The 18,879-nt window shown below is 70.6% G+C and carries 14 protein-coding genes; 9 read left to right on the top strand and 5 right to left on the bottom strand.

From position 1 onward, the window contains the following. Positions 1-168 precede the first annotated feature (168 nt). Entirely contained in the window at positions 169-1,389 is a 1,221-nt protein-coding gene (locus ACH4YP_RS03275) for a serine hydrolase domain-containing protein (protein WP_398489100.1), read from the bottom strand. A 510-nt stretch (positions 1,390-1,899) separates the two neighbouring features. Between ACH4YP_RS03275 and tgmA the strand changes: the two genes are divergently transcribed. Both tgmA and tgmB read left to right on the top strand, forming a co-directional pair. Continuing rightward, a complete protein-coding gene (tgmA, locus tag ACH4YP_RS03270) occupies positions 1,900-2,091 on the top strand; it encodes a putative ATP-grasp-modified RiPP (RefSeq protein ID WP_033325990.1) in 192 nt (63 codons plus the stop codon). Positions 2,092-2,107: 16 nt separating this feature from the next. Further along, positions 2,108-3,097: an ATP-grasp ribosomal peptide maturase gene (gene tgmB / locus ACH4YP_RS03265; protein ID WP_361072948.1), complete on the top strand. Its 990-nt coding sequence runs from the start codon at positions 2,108-2,110 to the stop codon at positions 3,095-3,097. 159 nt (positions 3,098-3,256) lie between these two features. On the opposite strand, the gene ACH4YP_RS03260 is transcribed toward tgmB, so the two are convergent. Together ACH4YP_RS03260 and ACH4YP_RS03255 are read right to left on the bottom strand one after the other, a co-directional pair. Next, positions 3,257-5,173, bottom strand: a complete 1,917-nt coding sequence (locus ACH4YP_RS03260) for a phosphatase PAP2 family protein (RefSeq protein WP_398489099.1) — start codon at positions 5,171-5,173, stop codon at positions 3,257-3,259. Between the two features lie 198 nt (positions 5,174-5,371). Then, the gene (locus ACH4YP_RS03255; protein ID WP_398489098.1) at positions 5,372-6,313 is read right to left on the bottom strand and encodes an N-acetylglucosamine kinase; all 942 of its coding nucleotides are present in this window, start codon (positions 6,311-6,313) and stop codon (positions 5,372-5,374) included. A 256-nt stretch (positions 6,314-6,569) separates the two neighbouring features. Here ACH4YP_RS03255 and ACH4YP_RS03250 point away from each other — a divergent pair, with 256 nt between their 5' ends. The 5 genes from ACH4YP_RS03250 (at position 6,570) to ACH4YP_RS03230 (ending at position 13,215) form a co-directional block, all read left to right on the top strand. Further along, positions 6,570-7,691, top strand: a complete 1,122-nt coding sequence (locus ACH4YP_RS03250) for an ROK family protein (RefSeq protein WP_398489097.1) — start codon at positions 6,570-6,572, stop codon at positions 7,689-7,691. Positions 7,692-7,958: 267 nt separating this feature from the next. Beyond that, positions 7,959-9,290, top strand: coding sequence for an ABC transporter substrate-binding protein (locus ACH4YP_RS03245; protein WP_398489096.1), 1,332 nt, complete (start codon positions 7,959-7,961; stop codon positions 9,288-9,290). 180 nt (positions 9,291-9,470) lie between these two features. Further along, entirely contained in the window at positions 9,471-10,448 is a 978-nt protein-coding gene (locus tag ACH4YP_RS03240; protein WP_361072193.1) for a sugar ABC transporter permease, read from the top strand. A gap of 32 nt (positions 10,449-10,480) precedes the next feature. After that, the gene (locus ACH4YP_RS03235) at positions 10,481-11,368 is read left to right on the top strand and encodes a carbohydrate ABC transporter permease (protein WP_361072190.1); all 888 of its coding nucleotides are present in this window, start codon (positions 10,481-10,483) and stop codon (positions 11,366-11,368) included. Between the two features lie 5 nt (positions 11,369-11,373). Beyond that, positions 11,374-13,215 carry a hypothetical protein gene (locus ACH4YP_RS03230; protein WP_398489095.1) on the top strand — a complete coding sequence of 614 codons (1,842 nt, stop codon included), beginning with the start codon at positions 11,374-11,376 and terminating at the stop codon, positions 13,213-13,215. A 283-nt stretch (positions 13,216-13,498) separates the two neighbouring features. On the opposite strand, the gene ACH4YP_RS03225 is transcribed toward ACH4YP_RS03230, so the two are convergent. Next, complete coding sequence (locus ACH4YP_RS03225) at positions 13,499-14,851, bottom strand: MFS transporter (RefSeq protein WP_398489094.1); 1,353 nt, start codon at positions 14,849-14,851, stop codon at positions 13,499-13,501. Positions 14,852-15,117: 266 nt separating this feature from the next. Next, a complete protein-coding gene (locus tag ACH4YP_RS03220; RefSeq protein WP_361073044.1) occupies positions 15,118-15,783 on the bottom strand; it encodes a TetR/AcrR family transcriptional regulator in 666 nt (221 codons plus the stop codon). A gap of 165 nt (positions 15,784-15,948) precedes the next feature. Between ACH4YP_RS03220 and ACH4YP_RS03215 the strand changes: the two genes are divergently transcribed. Both ACH4YP_RS03215 and ACH4YP_RS03210 read left to right on the top strand, forming a co-directional pair. Beyond that, positions 15,949-16,842 carry a shikimate dehydrogenase gene (locus tag ACH4YP_RS03215; RefSeq protein ID WP_398489469.1) on the top strand — a complete coding sequence of 298 codons (894 nt, stop codon included), beginning with the start codon at positions 15,949-15,951 and terminating at the stop codon, positions 16,840-16,842. A gap of 123 nt (positions 16,843-16,965) precedes the next feature. Beyond that, the gene (locus tag ACH4YP_RS03210) at positions 16,966-18,762 is read left to right on the top strand and encodes a bifunctional sugar phosphate isomerase/epimerase/4-hydroxyphenylpyruvate dioxygenase family protein (RefSeq protein ID WP_398489092.1); all 1,797 of its coding nucleotides are present in this window, start codon (positions 16,966-16,968) and stop codon (positions 18,760-18,762) included. Positions 18,763-18,879: the final 117 nt, after the last annotated feature.

Below are 18,879 nucleotides of genomic sequence, written 5' to 3'. Positions count from 1 at the left end.
GAGCAGTACGGGACGGCTGTCGGCCCGCGTCGCCCAGCGGGCCGCGTCGTCGCCGACCGGCACCCGTATCCAGCCGTCCCGCCCCGTGTCCATCCCGCGCCCTCCCGAAGTCACCGGCCCTGGGCCGTGTGGTCGGGCAACGATAGTCAATGACCCGCCGGGCCCTCCTCAGCCGCCGAGCGCCTCGCTCACGAACCCCTTCAGTTCGTGGAAGGAGAGCATCCCCGCAGGCCGCAGCTGTGTCATGAGCTGGACGGTCAGATCGTTGCGCGGGTCGACCCAGAAGGTCGTACCGCCCGCCCCGCTCCAGCCGTAGGACCCCTCGCTCTCCGGGGACTCCGTGCGGCCCGCGTCCACCACGACCGACACGCCGAGGCCGAAGCCGAGGCCCGCGTTGCCCGGCTGGCCGTGGATGGGCTTGCTGCCGAAGGCGTGGAGGTCGGTGGGGAGATGGTTGGCGGTCATGGTGTCCACGGTCTCGGGGGACAGCAGCCGGACACCGTCGAGTTCGCCGCGCCGGCGGAGGAACTCCATGAAGCGGTGATAGTCGCGGGCCGTCCCCACCAGCCCGCTGACGCAGGAGAGCAGGCGCGGGCGCTCACGCACCGGTGGGCCCGGGATCGGCGCGAACCCGCCGTCCTGGTCCTGCTGGTAGAGGACGGCCAGCCGGTCCGCCCGCTCTCCGGAGGCCCAGAAGCCGGTGTCCGTCATTCCGAGGGGTGCGAAGACCCGCTCGGCGAGGAACGTGTCGAGCGGCCGGCCCGTCACCACCTCGATGAGCCGCCCGACCACATTGGTCGCGACCGAGTAGTTCCACTCGGTCCCCGGCTCGAACTGGAGCGGCAGACCCGCGTACACCGCGCAGGCCTCGGCGAGGTCCGCGTCCTTCGGTGCCTGGATCTCGACTCCGGCCGCCAGGTAGAGCGAGTCCACGGGGTGGGTGCGGTACGCGCCGATGGTCAGGCCCGCCGTGTGGGTCAGGAGGTGCCGGACCAGGACGGGGCTCTCGGCCGGGCGGGTCCTGATGTCGTCGCCCGCACCGCTCTCGTAGACCTGGGGATCGGCGAAGGCCGGCAGGTGGCGGGAGACGGGGTCGTCGAGGTCGAGGAGGCCTTCCTCGTGGAGCATCAGCGCGGCGACGGACGCCACCGGCTTGGTCATCGAGTAGAGCCGCCACACCGTGTCCGCGGTGACCGGAATGCCCGCCTCCTGGTCGCGCAGACCGTACGACGTGAGATGCGCGACACGGCCGTGACGAGCCACGGAAATGAGGTACCCGGGCAGCAGGCCGTCGTCCACGCGACGGGCGTAGAACCGGTCGAGACGGTCCAGCGCCACCGGATCGAGACCGACCTCGACCGGATCCACTTCTTGCTGCAACTGATCCATGGTCTGCCTCCGGTCGACGGTCGGAAAGGGGCGGAAACGGGTTGGAAGGGGACTGCGGCAAGAGGTCGGCAATGGGGCGGGGAGATCGAGAAGCGCTACGAGAGTAGCCGTGAGGGGGGTGTCCTCCGAATGAAATTCGTGGCCACGGCCGGACGTGTACAACGACCCGTGGTCCGGCGCGCGCAGGCGCCGCCGGCCCCGGGGCACCTCACGGGCGCGCGAGGCGTTCGAAGGGTGAAGGTGTGCGCCAGTGCGCTGAACTGCGGCTCGGCCCCGGATCCGTAACCCCGGGACGTGCGTCATAAGAGGCGAATGACTGCCCCATGCACGCAGGATCGGCCCGGTCGGATCACGTCACGGACCGTACTCGTCCGATGACTACGCTGCGTGAGGCAACCATTCGCCTGTTCGATTCGTATATCTCCGTGGAAGCCCTGCAAACCTGTCAGGCGACGTGACGCCGGAGCGTCACGATCCGCTTCACCGGTTCGCACCGAGCAAGGAGAACCGATGCGACCGTTCGCGCTCAACTACGCCCGTCCGGCCCAGCAGTTGGAGGTCAGCGTTCCGTATGCCTATGACTCCAGACTGCAGTTGAACGTGCTCCCGGACGGGCGGCTCGCCGCTCATGACTACGCCGTGTTGCGGGAGTTGGGGGCAACCACCTCCACGGCGGGCTCGAAGACCCACTTCGACGACTGAAGCCGGACCTCCGACGATGACGGTTCTGATCCTGACGTGCGAACAGGATGTGACCGCGGACATGGTGGTCGCCGAACTCGACGAGACCGGAGTTCCGGTCGTCCGCCTCGACCCCGCGGACCTGCCGGGCCCCGTGGCCCTGTCGGGCGAGTACGTGCACGGCGCCTTCCGTGGACACCTGTCCGTAGGTGGCCGGCTGGTGAGCATGAACGGGTTGCGGTCCGTCTGGGTCCGCAGGCCCGGCGTGCCCGCGAGTCTGGCCGCCGAGCCCTCCGACTGGCTGACCGAGGAGTCCGCCCAGGCGCTCTACGGCATGCTGCGCTCCACCGACGCGCGCTGGATGAACCACCCCGACGCGGCCCGGCGGGCACGGCACAAGCCCTGGCAGCTCCACCTCGCCCAGCTCAGCCGACTGCCCGTACCCGCCACACTGATCACCACATTCCCGCAGGCGGCCCGTGACTTCGCGGACCGCTTTCCGGATCTGGTGGTCAAGCCCGTCTCGGGCGCGCACCCGCAGGAGCCGCCCCGGGCGGTCCCGACCAGCAGGGTCGCGCCCGACGCGGACTTCGCGGCCGTCGCATTCGGCCCGACCCTGCTCCAGCGGCGGGTGGCCAAGCGGGCCGACATCAGGCTGACCTGTGTCGGCGACCGGATCCACGCCGCCCGCAAGGCGGTCGACCCGGACGCCGACCCCGAAGAGGTGGACGTACGGTTCGCCACCTCCGACGCTCCCTGGCACGCCGCCGACGTGCCCTCGTGCGTCGCCGCCGGTGTGGTCACCTATCTCCGGGAGGCCCAACTGGCCTACGGCGCCTTCGACTTCGCCGAGGACGCCGAGGGCATGTGGTGGTTCCTGGAGTGCAACCAGTCCGGCCAGTTCGGATTCATACAGATCGACTCGGGCCAGCCCATCGCCCGGACGGTCGCCGACTGGCTCTCCGCCCCGGCCTCGACCGCCACCCCGACCAACGGCGGCAGAGCATGGCTGGTGGAGGGCCACTGACGAACTCCGGCGCCGGGCGACACTCCGGCGCCGGACACGAACAGCGCCTCTTCTCGGGGCGCGGGGCTCCGCCGCGTGGGTGCGACCGGCCCCTACCGACCCGCAGGCAGATCACCACGCCCGGCGGAGCGCTCTCGTGGAGCGCTCCGCCGGGAGCGACTACGTGAGCCGCACGGACAACCCACGCCCCGTGAACACCTGCTCGGCGTGGAGCCCCTCCACCGTGACGCTCCCGAACCGCCCCTGCAGCACCCGGCTCTCGATCACCGGAAGAACGGCACCCCGCCGCGGCCGGTAGGAGCCGTCCAGCCGGACGACAAGCCGACTGCCCCGGTCGAGCACCACACGCCGGTCCACCTTCAGAGCCGCCGCGCGATCCTCGTCGAGCGTCACGTCGAGGACAGCGCCGGACGCCTGGGTGTACACCCCCCGCACGCGAAGCGGCGAACTCGCCCGCAGCGCCCCGCCCTTCACCCGCACGTCACCACGGCCGAGCGCGTCCGCCGAACCGGTCGCGAGGACACCGCCCTCCACCGTGCTGCCGCCGGAGTACTCGTTGTCGCCGGTGAGCGTCAGCGTGCCGCTGCCGTGCTTGACGAGCGCTCCCCGGCCGCCGATGTCGTTGCGCCAGGTGTCGGCGGCACCGAAACCACCGGCCGCGCCGTCCAGCGTGACGCGCACCTCCGTGTCGAAGGCGCCGTACCCGTCGGCGGCGGCGAAGAGGTTGAGGCGCCCCCACTGCTCGAAGCCGTCCAGCAGGACGTAACCGGCGGGCAGCGCGGTCGTCCGTAGCACCTCGCGCCGCTGGGCCGCCGTGAGATACGGCAGACGCGTCTCCAGCAGAACCTCCGCGCCCTTCGGCACGGTCATACGGTCGTGGGAGTGCCGCTTGGGCAGGACGTACGTCAACCGGGGCTCGACCGCTGCCCAGTTGGCAGAACGGCTGGCGTACGGGTCGGTGTCCCGGCCCGCCGAGTGCGCGTACGCGTACAGGGTGTCCGCGGTCGTGCCCGTCTTCTCCTGGAAGTACGCGGCGGCCTGGGCGCGGGCGGCCGCCTTGAGGCCGGCGTTCTTCGGGTCGGCGAGCGCCGCCGCCGCGAGGGCCGTGGCGAGGACCCGGCCGCCGACCACGTCCACGGTGTTGTGCATGCCCGCCACGATGCGGGTGTGGGCGAGCTCGGAGGCGCGGGCCACCAGCTCCTGGAACCGCTCGGGAACCGCGTACCCCATCGCCAGCGACGCCAGGTAGAAGGCGTTCGTGTGGCCGCTGGAGAAGCCCCCGTCGTCGGCCGGGTCGGTGCCGCGCTGCCTCAGCAGCTGGGGGACGACCACGACGTCGGACTCGTAGACGGGGTAGCCCAGTTCGTCGGTCCTCCCGGTGTCGACGACCTCGCTTTCCTCGTTCATGCGCCACGGACGCGGGTACTGGTAGGCGAGCTTGGAGGGGTTGCTCGACGCGAACGGACCGCGCACCGTGTCGACCAGCTCGGCGACCTTGCCCAGGTCCGAGGTGTGGGAACCGGCGCCCAGCGCGGAGCCCTCGGGCGCGTCGGCCGGGAGCGTGTCGTTGATCTTGTCCGCGGGAATGCCGTCCGGCGCCGAGGTGATCCCGGTGACGGCCTTCGCCCCGCTCCGGTAGAGGCCGGCGAGCGGGCCGAGGCCCGCGATCACCGCGTAACTCTGGTGCTGGCGGTCCTGGATGAACGCCGTCCGGGCCTCGGCGTCCGTGCGGCGCCGGGTGACGCGCACGGAGTACCGCACGTTGGCGCGCAGGACGTCGGGCATGAGCGGGGTGCCGGTGTTCCAGGCCGTGCCCGTCTTCCAGATGCGCGCGAAGCCGTCGAGGATGTGCACCGCCGCGTTGGTCTCGGACGTGAGGTTGCCGATGACGTTCGTGGTGTACGAGTCCACGAAGGCGGCGGACGCGTTCGTGGCCGCCGAGGCCGTGGCGGCGGGCCAGGCCACCACGGCGGGGCCCGCGACCAGTCCGGCCGAGACGCCCACGGAGGTCCGCAGGAACACACGCCGGTCGAAACCGGAGCTGCCACGAGGGGGACGGGGGTGCGCACCGGGCATGGAGGTGCCTCTCCTTCTGGAGTCACAACGGGAGGAATGAACTCGACCGTCACGAAAGCGAGAGCGACGGCCTCGAAAGCGATGAACTCGAACTGATCACGTGAGCTGAACCCGGACCGCTGAACGGGAGTTGAACGCGTGGACGCATCCGGGAGCGGTCAACTCAACGGTCCGGGAAACAGCTCGGACCGGGCCGCCTCACCGGAGCGACCTGGCCAGTGCCACGGCGCCCTCCACCGGGGGAACGCGCAACGGCCGGGGCCGCGCCGACGGCAGCGACTCGGCGAGCGCGTCGGTGAACGCCTCGTACAGCGCGGGCTGGACGAGCACCGTGCTGCCCGCCACCACCACGTCGTCCACGGGAACCCCGCGCCCGGCGAGCCGTACGACGAGCGACGCCAGCGCGCGGCCGCCCTCGGCGATCACCCGGCGGGCGAGCGGTGAACCGTCCTCGGCCGCCGCGAACACACTGGGCGCGTGCCGCCCCCACTCGGCGGACGGCTGGGTCGCGCGCTCCAACGCCGCGCCCAGGGACGGGACTTCGGGAACGTCGAAGGCGGCGGTCAGCCGGTCCGCGAGCGCGTCCGGCGGATCGCCGCGGTCGTGCGCGGCCCAGAGGGCCCGCGCGGCCTCGCGTACGAGACCGGCCGAGCCGCCCTCGTCGCCGAGCACCGCGCCCCAGCCGCCGACCTGGACGGTGTCGCCGCCGGGCAGTCGCCCCACCGCGACCGAACCGGTGCCGGCGACGAGGCCGACCCCCTTGTCCAGACCGGCGGCGGGTACGAGGAGTTCGGCGTCTCCCACGACGAGGCAGGGGACACCGAGAAGAGTGTGGAGCGCGGAGCGGATCTCCTCGCACTGGCGAGGCGTTTCGCAGGCGTGCCCGCCGACGGCGACCGCGGCCGGGCGCGCGCCCCGGGGCAACGCCTCGTCGATCAGCGCGGCCAGCCACGCGGCGGCGGACACGGGATCGTGGGGCCGCCAACCCCTGCTCGTACGCACGTGATCGGCGACGCTCGTACGCACGTGATCGGCGACCGCACTCTGCCCGGGGCCGGGGTTTCCCCCGGCCTCCGCACGGAGATGCGTCTTCGTGCCGCCCACGTCGATGCCGACGGCGATGGGCGTGGAGTCCTGCACGGAGCCTCTTTCGTCGTTGCGCGATACCGCGCATGCGGAGCGAACGGCGGGCGAACCGTGTCTTGGCACGAGCGATCGTGTCTTCGGACGAGTTCTCGGGAAGCCCCGGGACGGGCTTCTGATGAGCGCGGCAGGCGTGTACCGCTTGAGTTCGTTAGGAAGTTAACTAACGAAGTAGGGTGCGTCAAGGGGTACGGAATCCCGGTGCCGTACGACCATTGCGACCACATCGCCGCGGCATGACCTGAGGGAGCCCATGAACCTGAGTGAGAGTGCCCGCGCGGTGTTCGCCGTGCTGGCCGAGGCGGGCACCGCCACCCGCCCCCAGCTGGCGGCCGGCGCGCGTCTGTCCAAGCCGACCGTCTCCTCTGCCGTGGCCGAGCTGGAGACCGCCGAACTCGCCACCCACTCCGGCACCGTCTCCGGCGGCACCGGCCGGTCCGCCGCCGTCTACGGGCTCGGGCCGGCCGCCGGCACCGTGCTGGCCGTCGACCTCGGCCCCGCCCGGACCCGGGTGCGGGGCTGCGCCCTGGACGGCACGCTGCTGGCCGAGGGCACCGGCACCCGGCCGGAGGCCGCCGACACCGTACGCGAGGTCCTCGACACGCTGCCGGCCGGAGTACCGCTGCGCGCCATCGTCGTCGCCGTCGGTGACGTCACCGCACAGGACAGGGAGGGCGCCGGTATGCGCCCCGCGACCGAGAAGGCGGGCCCGGTCTTCGACGCCGTGGCCGTCGCGCTGCCTCCGGGTGTTCCCGTCCACCTGGAGAACAACGTCAACTGCGCCGCGCTCGCGGAACTGCACGAGGGCGCCGCCCGTGGCCGGGACACCTTCGGCTATCTGCGGATCGGCGTGGGCATCGGCCTCGGTGTCGTCATCGGCGGCCAGGTGCTGCGCGGGGCGAACGGCGCCGCCGGTGAGGTGGCCCGGCTGCCCTACCCCTGGAACGACGGCGTCGAACCGCGCCACGAGGCCCTGGAGGAGCGCATAGGTTCGCCGTCCCTCCTGCGCCGGGCCGCGCAGGCCTGGCAGAGCGCCGACGGCCCGTGCCCCCCTACCGCCGAACGGCTCTTCGCCCTCGCCGAGGAGGGCCATGCGACGGCCCGGACCGTGGTCGCCCTGCACGCGGCCGAGGTGGGCCGGCTCGCCGCCGCCGTGGCCGCCGTGCTGGACCCGGGACTGATCGTGCTGGGCGGCGGCACCGGCGCGTTTCCGCAGCTCCTGCCCGGTGTACGGGCCGAACTGGGGCGGCTCAGCTGGCCCACGGAAGTCGTCAGCAGCACGGTCGGCGACAGCGGCACGGTGGTGGGCGCGAGCCGTCTCGCCGTGGCCCGTGGACGTCAAACCGTGACCGGTGGTAGGGAGGCGAAGCATTGACGGCCTACGTGTAGGTCTGCCAATGTCCGGACAAGCGCTTTCCATAGCCGGTGGGACCCGGCTCTGGATGAGGCGTCCCGCTGTACGTGACGTACGGCAGCCGTGCGAGGGCGCGCTCGTACGACTGCGGCCCGCAGTGGCCGGGGATCCCCATCCGTCAGTGCGCAGCGGCCGGGCGAGGCCGAGCGCGGGAACGCGTACTCCAGTGAAAAGACCCGAGCCGCTCGTTCGGCCAGGGGATCCGTCACGCACATCCAGGAGGACCCGGTGGGTCACCAGATCTCGCGCAGAACTCTGCTCCGGACCACGAGCGGTATCGCCGTCGCAGGCGCGCTCGGCAGTGCGCTCGGCGCCTGCAGCGGAGGAACCGGAGCCGGCAGCACCAGCAGCGACCTGACCATGATTTGGTGGGGCAGCGACGACCGGCACGCGGCCTACAAGAAGGCGCTGGCCGCCTTCCAGAAGAAGAACTCGAAGATCAAGATCCGGGAGACCTACTCCGGCTACGACGGGTACTTCGACAAGTTCAACACCAACATCGCCGGCGGCAGCGCCCCGGACCTGTTGCAGATGGACACCGCCCTGGTCGCGCAGTACGCCCGCAAGGGAGTCCTCGCTCCGATCGACTCCTACGTCGGCAAGAGCCTGGACCTCACCGGCTTCTCCAAGACGCTCCTCGCCGCCGGCACCGTCGACGGCAAGCTGTACGGCGTCCCGTCCGGCATCGGCGTCAACCAGCTCACGGTCAACCGCACCGGCCTGGAGAAGCTCGGCCTGAAGCTGCCCGACCGCGAGTGGACCTGGGCCGACCTGAAGAAGATCTCCCAGGAGGTCTACAAGAAGAGCGGCGGCAAGGTCTACGGCGTCGACGACGGCGGCGGCTCCACCCTCCAGTGCTTCGAGGTGTTCGCCCGGGAGAAGGGCGAGACGTTCTTCTCCGACGACGGCAAGAAGCTCGGCTTCACCCCTGCCACGCTCCAGGAGTGGTGGGAGTTCTGGGCCGACATGCGCAAGGCCGACGCCTCCCCGCCGCCGGCCATCACCTCGGCCGCGCACAACGACCTCACCAAGAACGCGGTCGTCATCGGCAAGGCCCTGTTCAGCTTCGACTCCGGCATCTACGGCGCGGGCGGCTCCATCACCGACGCGCAGCTGGACTTCCTGCCCACCCCGCAGGGCGACTGGTCCGGCGCCCGCGAAGGCAACTTCGTCAACGGCGGTGTCCTGCTGAGCGCCACCAAGGCCAGCAAGAAGGTCGCCGACTCCGTCAAGATCATGTCGTTCTTCGCGCAGGACGCCACGGCGATCAAGGACATGCAGCTGCTGCGCGGCATCCCGCCGACCGAGAAGGCCCGCAACCTGATCGCCGCCGGTCTGACCCCGACGGACAAGCTGAACATGGAGAACGCCGACTACATCTCCCAGCGCGTAGGGAAGGCGACCAACGCCCTGCCCGCGCCGGTGCCCCCGCCGCAGGGTGCCGACCAGATCTGGGACCTGCTGTTCCAGTCGAACCTCGCCGTGGCCTTCGGCAAGAAGTCGATCAAGGGCCAGCTCGGCGAGTTCTTCGACCAGGCGTCGGGGATTCTGGGCGGCTGAGCTCCGCCGGGAGGCGGTCATCCGGCTGCGGGACGTCGGCTGCGGGTTGTCCGTGGCTGGTCACGCCCACGCGGCGGAGCCGCAGATCGACACAGCCCCGCGCCCCTGACCGGGGCGCGGTACGCCCGCCTAGTAGTGCCGCACCACCGCAAGACCGGAGAGGGCCAGGGAGAGATGAGTATGACCACCGCGAAGACAGACGAGGTTGTGAAGGAGCAGTCTGCTCCCACGACCCCGTCCGACCAGCGGGAGCGCGACCGTATGCGCCGCCGCCTCGCCAGACGGCGGGGCGGCGGCTGGTGGCCGTACGCCTTCCTGGCCCCCTGGTTCATCGGCCTCTTCGGCCTGACGATCTACCCGATGCTGGACTCGCTGTACCTGTCCTTCACCAACTTCGACCTGCTGACGCCGGCGCAGTGGGTCGGGACGGACAACTACAGCAAGATGTTCACCGACGACCCGGTCTTCTGGGACTCGGTGCACGCCACGCTGCTGTACGTCGTCGTCTCGGTGCCGCTGAAGCTGGCGCTCGCGCTCGGCGTGGCGATGCTGCTCAACCGTGACCTGAGGGGCATCGGCCTGTACCGGGCCGCCTTCTATCTGCCGTCGCTGCTCGGCGGGGCCGTCGCGATCGCCATCGTGTGGCGGCAGGTCTTCGGCGGCGACGGTCTGTTCAACGACTTCCTCGCCTGGTTCGGCATCAAGGGCCAGGACTGGATCTCCAGCCCCGACACCGCGCTCTACACGCTGATCCTGCTGGCCGTCTGGCAGTTCGGCACCCCGATGGTCATCTTCCTCGCCGGTCTGAAGCAACTGCCGAAGGACGTGTACGAGGCGGCCGCGATCGACGGCGCCTCGCCCGTCACCCGGTTCTTCAAGATCACCCTGCCGCTGCTGACCCCGATCGTGTTCTTCAACGTGGTCCTGCAGATCATCGACGCGTTCAAGACGTTCACCCCCGCCTTCGTCATCAGCAACGGCTCGGGCGGACCGCTCAACTCGACCATGCTGTACTCCCTCTACCTGTACAAGAAGGGCTTCACCGACCTCCAGATGGGATACGCCTCGGCTCTCGCCTGGGTGCTGTTCCTGGTCATCGCAGGCTTCACGGCGGTCAACTTCATCGCCAGCCGCTACTGGGTCCACTACGACGACTGACGCCTGAAGTCTGAGCGAGGAGTCCTTCAGCCATGTCCGCCATCACCTCGGCCCGTGCCCCGAAGTCGCCGTTGCGGAAACTGCGTTCGGCCACCGGATCGCGCCGCATCCTCATCCACACCGTGCTCATCGGCGTGGCGATCGTCATGCTCTATCCGCTGCTGTGGATGCTGAGCAGTTCGTTCAAGCCCGACACCCAGATCTTCACCCAGCCGGGCCTCATCCCGAGTTCGGTGCGCCCGGAGAACTACTCGGAGGGCTGGAGCGGCTCCGGCAACTCCTTCTCCCTCTACATCACCAACTCGCTGATCGTCACGATCGGCGCCGTGATCGGCAACGTGATCTCCTGCTCGCTGGCGGCCTACGCCTTCGCGCGCTTCGAGTTCCGCGGCAAGAAGATCTGGTTCGGCCTGATGCTCGGCACGCTCATGCTGCCCACGCAGGCCGTCCTGATCCCGCAGTACACGATCTTCTACAACCTGACCTGGATCAACACGTACCTGCCGCTGATCGTGCCGAAGTTCCTCGCGGTGGACGCCTTCTTCATCTTCCTGATGGTCCAGTTCATCCGCTCCATCCCGCGCGAGCTGGACCACGCGGCCATGATGGACGGCGCGAACCCCTTCCAGATCTACTGGAAGATCATCCTGCCGCTGATGAAGCCGGCCCTGATCACCACCACGATCTTCACCTTCATCTGGACGTACGACGACTTCCTCCACCAGCTCGTCTACCTCCAGCAGAACGACAAGTTCACCGTCCCCCTCGGTCTGACCCTCTTCATGGACCAGACCAGTGGTTCCTCCTACGGTGCGATGTTCGCGATGTCGACGCTTGCCCTCCTGCCCACGCTCATCTGCTTCCTCATCTTCCAGAAGAGGCTGGTAGAAGGCTTGGCGACCTCGGGCATGAAGGGCTGAATTCCGTGCATCTTCCCCACCAGCGCGGCCAGTTGCACCACCTCTCCGACGACCCGGCCGCGTACGACGCCGTGCTGGCCGCCGTCACCGAGGCGGCCCTGGCCCGCCTCACCCCCGAGGGCAACCTGGAGAACCCGGCCGCCGTCGACGACATCGGCGACACCTCGCTCGGCATCACGTCCCTGCTCGCGCTCGCCTGGCACCGCACCAAGGACCCGCGGCTGCCCGAGGCGGTCCGCCGCAGCCTCGCCTTCCACCTCAACTCGCGCGTCTACACCGAGGACAACCCCGGCTACCCGAACCTGACGGCACGCAACTCCCGTCTGCCGTACGCCCGTTACACACTGGCGGCGGGCGCCCACCCCATCGGCGACTGGCCGAGCACGGTGTGGGCGCTGCTCCAGGCCGTCAACGTCCTCGACGCGGCGGACGGCCTCGTCGACGAGGAGCAGTACCACGAACTCCTGGGCGTCGCGGGCGGCTACTGGCGCTGGCTCACCGAGGTCACGTTCTTCAACCCGCAGGACGCGGCGAACCAGGCCATCGGCTGCGTGGTCGGCGGCCTGATGCTCGCCCGCCACCTCCCGCCCGAGGAGGGCGAGCCGGTCCGGCAGCGGGCCCTGCGGCTGTACGAGGACGAGATCCGCGCCCGGCGTGTCCGGGACCGGGGCGCGCCCCTGCCTCCGGAGCACGGCGGCGCCTACGACAACAACTACGGGCCGATCTCCCTGTCCTTCCTCGCCCAGGCCCACCGGGTCAGCGGCGAGGAGGTCTTCGCGGAGGACGGCGACACGCTCGCCCGGTACATCGACGCGCGGGTCTGCGCGAGCGGCTTCGACATCGGCGGGCCGCGCTACAGCGAGCAGCACTCCGCCTTCGAATCCGTCCTCGGGCTGCGGTACTTCGGCCACCGCATCGGCGCCGACATCGGCCGCTACGCCGGTGACTCGCGCTGGGCCCGCCACGCGGTCGGGGCCGACGGAGGCGTGGACGGGCACTTCGCGTACATGCTCGTCTGGCAGATCCAGGACACCACGAGCTGGCACCGCACGCCGAGCACGGCACCCGCCCGACACCAACTGCGGTCCGGTACGGTCACGGTGTCGTTCGACGACCGGATGACGCCCTCCGTGATCGAGGCGGGCGGCACGGCTCTCGTGGCCGCCGCCGTCAACCGGCAGCACGGCTTCGGGCCCGTGACCGACGACTTCCTGCTGTGCCGCCCGGCGGGGGCGGTGCGGGTGGCGGACGTGCGCGCCGGCGGACTCGCGGCCAAACTCGTGACCAAGCCCGTCGTCGGACGTGACCATGTCCTGCGCCGTCTGCGATCGCTGTACGTCACGGACGGCACCCGGCTGTGGATGACCGTGGTCGTCGAACGGCTGGACGGGGAGCGGTACTTGCTCGCCGGGATGCCGTATGTCGCCGCCGACGGCGACCGGTTCCGGCGGGTGGGCGACTTTCCGCTCGTCGCGGCCGCCGGTGAGCTGCGTCTGACGCACCCTCAGGAGGACACCCCGGACTCCTTCGACGCCCGCGCCGAACTCACCCAGCAGCAGGCCGCGTTCGCGTTGGCCGCCGATCCACGCGGATACGGCGATCCCGACGCCGGGTGGCGGCACGTACGGACCACGACCGCCCTGGAGGTCGGGCCCGCGCCGGACGCGCCGGAGGGGCTCGACGTCTTCGCCGTGCGGTACGGGTCGGCGGCCGACGAGCCGCTGAGCGTGGTCTGCGAGCGGGGGGAGGAGGGGCTTGTGCTGCGTACGGGGTCCTTCACCGCGGTGCTCGGCGAAGCGGATGAGCGCGGCGAGCCGCAGTTCACATTGACTGCCGCGGGGACCTGACCTCCCTGGCGGATGCGCCCGAGCCCCCGGACAGCTGATGCTGCCGGGGGCTCGGGCGTTCCGGAGGGGGTTCGCCCCCGCCGCCCCTACCCATTCCCGTCCCTTTTCGGGGGCCAGCCCCCGAACCCCCGCTCCTCAAACGCCGGAGGGGCTGAATACATTGCGGCCCGGGCCGACACATTCAGCCTGTCCGGCGTTTGAGGACGAGGCCGTTCAGGCCGATGCGGGGGTCTGGGGGCGGCAGCCCCCAGGGACGGGACAGGTAGGGGCGGCGGGGGCGAGATCAGGCCGAGACCGCCTCCCGGGTCGGGGACTTCTGGGGGAGCCGCTCGCCGAGGTGTTCCGTCGGTACCTTGTGGGTTTCGCGGGCCGTGAGTGCCGCGATCACCGGCGGGACGCACAGCGCGGCGGTGAACAGGGCCACGGATACCCAGTCGTCGCCGTCCGGGCCCGCGATCTGCGCGGCGAAGGTCACCGCGAACCCGGCGATCGCGAAGCCGATCTGCGTGCCGATGGCCATGCCCGAGAGGCGGACCCGGGTGGAGAACATCTCGCCGTAGAAGGACGGCCAGACGCCGTTCGCGGCGCTGTACACGACACCGAAGGTGACGATGCCGAGGACCATGACCAGCGGGTACGAGCCCGTGGAGATCGCCCACAGATAGGCGACCATCAGCACACCACTGCCCGCGGCACCGATCAGGAAGACGGGGCGGCGGCCGATGCGGTCGGACAGGGTGGCCCAGAGGGGGATGGCCCCGAGGGCGACGAGGTTGGCGAGCGCGCCCACCCACAGCATCGACGTACGGTCCATGCCGACCGAGTCGCTGGTCGCGTACGACAGCGCCCACACCGTGAAGATCGTGCTGACCGAGGCGACGAGCGCGGCCGCGACCACCCTGAGGACGTCCGCCCAGTGGTCCCGCAGCAGCACGGCCAGCGGCATCTTCGCGACGCCCTCGGTGGCGGCCTGCTGGGTGAAGGTCGGAGTCTCTTCGAGGGTGCGGCGGATGACATAGCCGACCACGGCGACCGCGATGCTCATCCAGAACGGGACCCGCCAGCCCCAGGAGAGCAACTGGTCCTCGGGGAGCGCGGCGACCGGGATGAACACCAGCGTGGCGAGGAGCTGGCCGCCCTGCGTGCCGCTGAGCGTGAAGCTGGTGAAGAAGCCGCGTTTGTCCGGCGGCGCGTGCTCCAGCGACATGGAGTTCGCGCTGGCCTGCTCGCCGGCGGCCGAAATGCCTTGCAGGACACGGCAGATCACCAGGAGCACCGGGGCCAGCGTGCCGACCTGGTCGCGCGTCGGCAGACAGCCGATGAGGAACGTCGAGAGCCCCATCAGGATCAGCGTGAAGACCATGATCTTCTTGCGGCCGACCTTGTCGCCGAAGTGCCCGAGGAACAGCGCGCCGACCGGCCTGGCCGCGTACGCGACGCCGAACGTGGCCAGCGACAGCAGGGTCGCGGTGGCCGGGTCCGACTCGTCGAAGAAGACCTCGGGGAAGATCAGCGCCGCCGCGCTGCCGTAGATGAAGAAGTCGTAGTACTCCAGCGCGCTGCCGATCCAGGCGGCCGTCGCAGCCTTCTTTGGCTGGCCGGGTGGCGCGTCGAGGGGCGCTGCGGGGACGGACACGGCTTGCTCCTTCGGGGGAACTCCAACGTAAGCGGAGTGAGCGGAGGGGGAGAAGTGCCGGATCCCTGGGGTGCGGGGCGGCCGTGCCGGGTGCTACCCGGCTAATTAACCCACTGGGTAGTTAGTAGCGGTTGGCTACGGATGTTGCGCTCACGTTTCCCGGGTGTCAAGAGGTCATGCCGAAGGATCTTGCGGTGCCGTGCCTGGGGTGCGCCCGCGTCCCGCCCGCACCGCGCCGTGCCCCCGGTCCGTCGGGCGGTCCTCCGTCAGTCCGTCGAGCGGTCCGCCGTCAGATAGGCGATGACCATGTCGCCCAGCATGTTCCGGTAGTGCTCGCGCCGGCCGGGGTCGACCAGGTCGCGGCCGAACAGGGCCCCGAAGGTGTGCCGGTTGGCGACCCGGAAGAAGCAGAACGAGCTGATCATCGCGTGCAGGTCGACGGCGTCCACGTCGGCCGTGAAGAGACCCGACTCCTGTCCCGACTCCAGGATGCGGCGGATCACGTCCAGGGCGGGCGAGCCGATCTTGCCGAGCTTCTCGGAGGCGGCGACGTGCTCGGCCCCGTGGATGTTCTCGATGCTGACCAGGCGGATGAAGTCGGGGTGCGCCTCGTGGTGGTCGAAGGTCAGCTCGGCCAGCCGCCGGATCGCCGCGACCGGGTCGAGGTGCTCCACGTCGAGCCCCTGCTCGGCCTCGCGGATGACGCTGTACGCGCGTTCCAGTACGGCGGTGAACAGCTGGTCCTTGCCGCCGAAGTAGTAGTAGATCATCCGCTTGGTGGTCCGGGTGCGGGCGGCGATCTCGTCGACCCGGGCCCCGTCGTAGCCGGCCCGGGCGAACTCGTGCGTGGCGACGTCGAGGATCTCGGCCTGGGTGCGGGCGGCGTCACGGATGCGCCCGTTCGGTCGTGCCGGTTCTTCGACGCTGGTCATCGGGCTTCCTTCGGGCGAGGGGCGTGTGCCCGAGATTCTAGAAGCAGGCCCCCGCGCACGGTTCCGGGTTACGGGCCGGGCCTTCCCGTGGCTCCTCGATACTGGTATAGCTAACGTACTAGTTCGTACATTAGTGAGCCGCTCTGGAGGTCCGTCGTGGTCGCCCTGGTCAAGGACTCGTATCTCGTCGGACTGATCGGCGCCGGGATCGGCCCGTCGCTCAGCCCGGCACTGCACGAGCGGGAGGCCGACCGGCAGGGCCTGCGCTATCTCTACCGGCTGATCGACATCGACGCGCTCGGTGTCCGGCCGGAGGCGGTGGGGGAGCTGGTACGAGCCGCCCGCGACCTGGGCTTCGACGGGCTGAACATCACGCACCCCTGCAAGCAGCTCGTCATCGAGCATCTGGACTCGCTCGCCCCACAGGCCGAGGCGCTCGGCGCGGTGAACACCGTCGTCTTCGAGGGCGGGCGCGCGGTCGGGCACAACACGGATGTCACCGGGTTCGCCGCCTCGTTCGCCCGTGGCCTGCCGGACGCCCCGCTGGAGAGGGTCGTGCAGTTGGGCGCGGGGGGAGCGGGCGCGGCCGTCGCGCACGCCATGCTCACGCTCGGAGCCGGGCACGTCACCGTCGTGGACGCCCTGCCGGACCGGTCGGCCGACCTCGCCGCCTCGCTGAACCGGCACTTCGGTGCGGGGCGGGCCGCCGCCGCGGGCCCGGAGCGGCTGGCGGCGCTGCTCGGCGGTGCGGACGGCATCGTGCATGCCACGCCGACGGGGATGGCTGCCCATCCCGGGCTGCCGCTCCCCGGTGAGTTGCTGCATCCCGGGTTGTGGGTGGCCGAGGTCGTGTACCGGCCGTTGGAGACCGAGTTGTTGCGTGCCGCTCGGGGAGTGGGGTGTGCGGTGCTCGACGGTGGGGGGATGGCTGTCTTCCAGGCCGCGGACGCGTTTCGGCTGTTCACGGGGCGGGAGCCGGACGCGGTGCGGATGCTCGCGGACATTGCGGAGTTGGCCGGTGCGGCTGGTGCCACCGGGGCTGCAGGGGCGCGGAGTTGAGGGCGCCTCGGGAGTGGGGGGCTTGGAGTGTGCGGGCCCGTGGGGGTTGAGCGCGCAGTTCCCCGCGCCCCTTGAAAGCAGGGCCTCAGCTGTGTCGTGAAGTGGAACCGGAGGAGCATCAACGTGCGTACGTCCATTGCCACCGTCTCTCTCAGCGGGGCCCTTACCGAGAAGCTCGCGGCCGCGGCGCGGGCGGGCTTCGACGGTGTCGAGATCTTCGAGAACGACCTGCTCGCCAGCCCCCTCACGCCGGAGGAAGTGCGGGCCCGCTGCGTCGATCTCGGGCTGAGTATCGATCTCTACCAGCCGATGCGTGACATCGAAGGAGTGCCGCCGGAGGAGTTCCGGCGGAATCTGCGGCGGGCCGAGCACAAGTTCCGGCTGATGGAGCGGCTCGGGGCCGACACCGTGCTCGTGTGCTCCAGCGTGTCACCGCTCGCCGAGGACGACGACGCGCTGGCCGCGTTCCAACTGCGGCAACTCGCCGAACTGGCCGGGGAGTTCGGCATCCGCGTCGCGTACGAGGCGTTGGCGTGGGGCCGTCACGTCAGTACGTACGACCATGCCTGGCGCATCGTCGAGGCCGCCGATCATCCCATGCTCGGGACCTGCCTGGACAGTTTTCACATCCTGGCCCGCGGCTCCGACCCCAAGGGCATCGAGGACATCCCCGGGGAGAAGATCTTCTTCCTGCAGCTGGCCGACGCGCCGTTGATGGCCATGGACGTGCTGCAGTGGAGCCGGCACTACCGCTGTTTCCCCGGACAGGGCGGCTTCGACGTCGCCGGGCTCGTCGGGCATGTGATGCGTGCCGGATACGAAGGGCCGCTCTCGCTGGAGGTGTTCAACGACGTGTTCCGGCAGGCGGAGGCCGGGCCGACCGCAGTCGACGCGTTGCGTTCGCTGCTCATGCTGCAGGAGAGCGTCGGCCTCAGTGAGCCGCCCGCCCCCGTCGTACCGACCGGCATCGCGTTCGCCGAACTGGTCACTCCCGACGTCGAACCGCTGTCGGAGATCCTCGAAGCGCTCGGCTTCGCCCGTACGGCCCGGCACCGCAGCAAGCCGGTCGACCTGTGGCAGCAGGGCGAGGCCCGGCTGCTGCTCAACACCGGTCCGGCCGCACGACGGGACGGTACCCAGCTGGCCGCCGTCGGTCTGGAGTCCCCGGATCCGGCGGGCGCGGCCCGGCGTGCCGAGGCCCTGCTCGCTCCTGTGCTGCCGCGTCGGCGGTCCCCCGAGGACGCCCCGCTCGACGCGGTCGCCGCACCCGACGGCACGGAACTCTTCTTCTGCGCCACGGACCGTCCCGAACTGCCCAGCTGGACCGGCGACTTCGAGCCCGTCGCGCACAAGTCGCCCGTCGCCGGGGGCGTTCACCGCATCGACCATCTGGCCCTCACCCAGCCCTGGCACCAGTTCGACGAGGCGGCCCTCTTCCATCACAGCGTCCTCGGGCTCGGCGCGCAGGAGAGCGTGGACGTCGCCGACCCGTACGGACTGCTGCGCAGCCGTGCCGTCACCAACGCCGACGGCAGCGTGCGGATAGCCCTCGGCGTCGGTGCGGCCCCGAGCGCCGACGAGGGCGGCCGTGCCCAGCACATCGCCCTCGCGACCGGCGACATCGTCACCGCGGCCCGCCGGTTCCGGGACGCGGGTGGCCGTCTGCTGCCGATTCCCGCGAACTACTACGACGACCTCGCGGCCAAGTACGAGTTGGCCGACGGGGAGTTGGAGGCGTACCGCGAGCTCGGCATCCTCTACGACCGGGATGCCGGTGGTGCCTTCCGGCACTGCTACACGGAGACGGTCGGCCGTGTCTTCTTCGAACTGGTCCAGCGGGACGGGGGCTACCGGGGGTACGGGGCGCAGAACGCTCCGGTACGGCTTGCCGCGCAGCATGTGCGGCGGCCGGGGCGGTGACTGTACGCGGGGGTGCGTCCCTCCATCGGGCAGCAGCCGCCGCGGGGCTTTCGCCCCCGCCGCCCCTACCCTCCCCCACTCTCGGCTTCGCTCGAGCGGGGGGACCCCCATCGTCCC

It is taken from the genome of Streptomyces sp. NPDC020747 (genome assembly GCF_044334695.1).
Lineage (GTDB): Bacteria > Actinomycetota > Actinomycetes > Streptomycetales > Streptomycetaceae > Streptomyces.
Note: the sequence above shows the minus strand (reverse complement) of the source record. Positions and strands in the feature narration are given on the sequence as shown.

Bases quoted from the DNA above. Each gene is read 5' to 3' on its own strand.
- ACH4YP_RS03275 (WP_398489100.1), bottom strand. From the start codon at position 1,389: ATGGATCAGTTGCAGCAAGAAGTGGATCCGGTCGAGGTCGGTCTCGAT.
- tgmA (WP_033325990.1), top strand. From the start codon at position 1,900: ATGCGACCGTTCGCGCTCAACTACGCCCGTCCGGCCCAGCAGTTGGAG.
- tgmB (WP_361072948.1), top strand. From the start codon at position 2,108: ATGACGGTTCTGATCCTGACGTGCGAACAGGATGTGACCGCGGACATG.
- ACH4YP_RS03260 (WP_398489099.1), bottom strand. From the start codon at position 5,173: ATGCCCGGTGCGCACCCCCGTCCCCCTCGTGGCAGCTCCGGTTTCGAC.
- ACH4YP_RS03250 (WP_398489097.1), top strand. From the start codon at position 6,570: ATGAACCTGAGTGAGAGTGCCCGCGCGGTGTTCGCCGTGCTGGCCGAG.
- ACH4YP_RS03240 (WP_361072193.1), top strand. From the start codon at position 9,471: ATGACCACCGCGAAGACAGACGAGGTTGTGAAGGAGCAGTCTGCTCCC.
- ACH4YP_RS03235 (WP_361072190.1), top strand. From the start codon at position 10,481: ATGTCCGCCATCACCTCGGCCCGTGCCCCGAAGTCGCCGTTGCGGAAA.
- ACH4YP_RS03220 (WP_361073044.1), bottom strand. From the start codon at position 15,783: ATGACCAGCGTCGAAGAACCGGCACGACCGAACGGGCGCATCCGTGAC.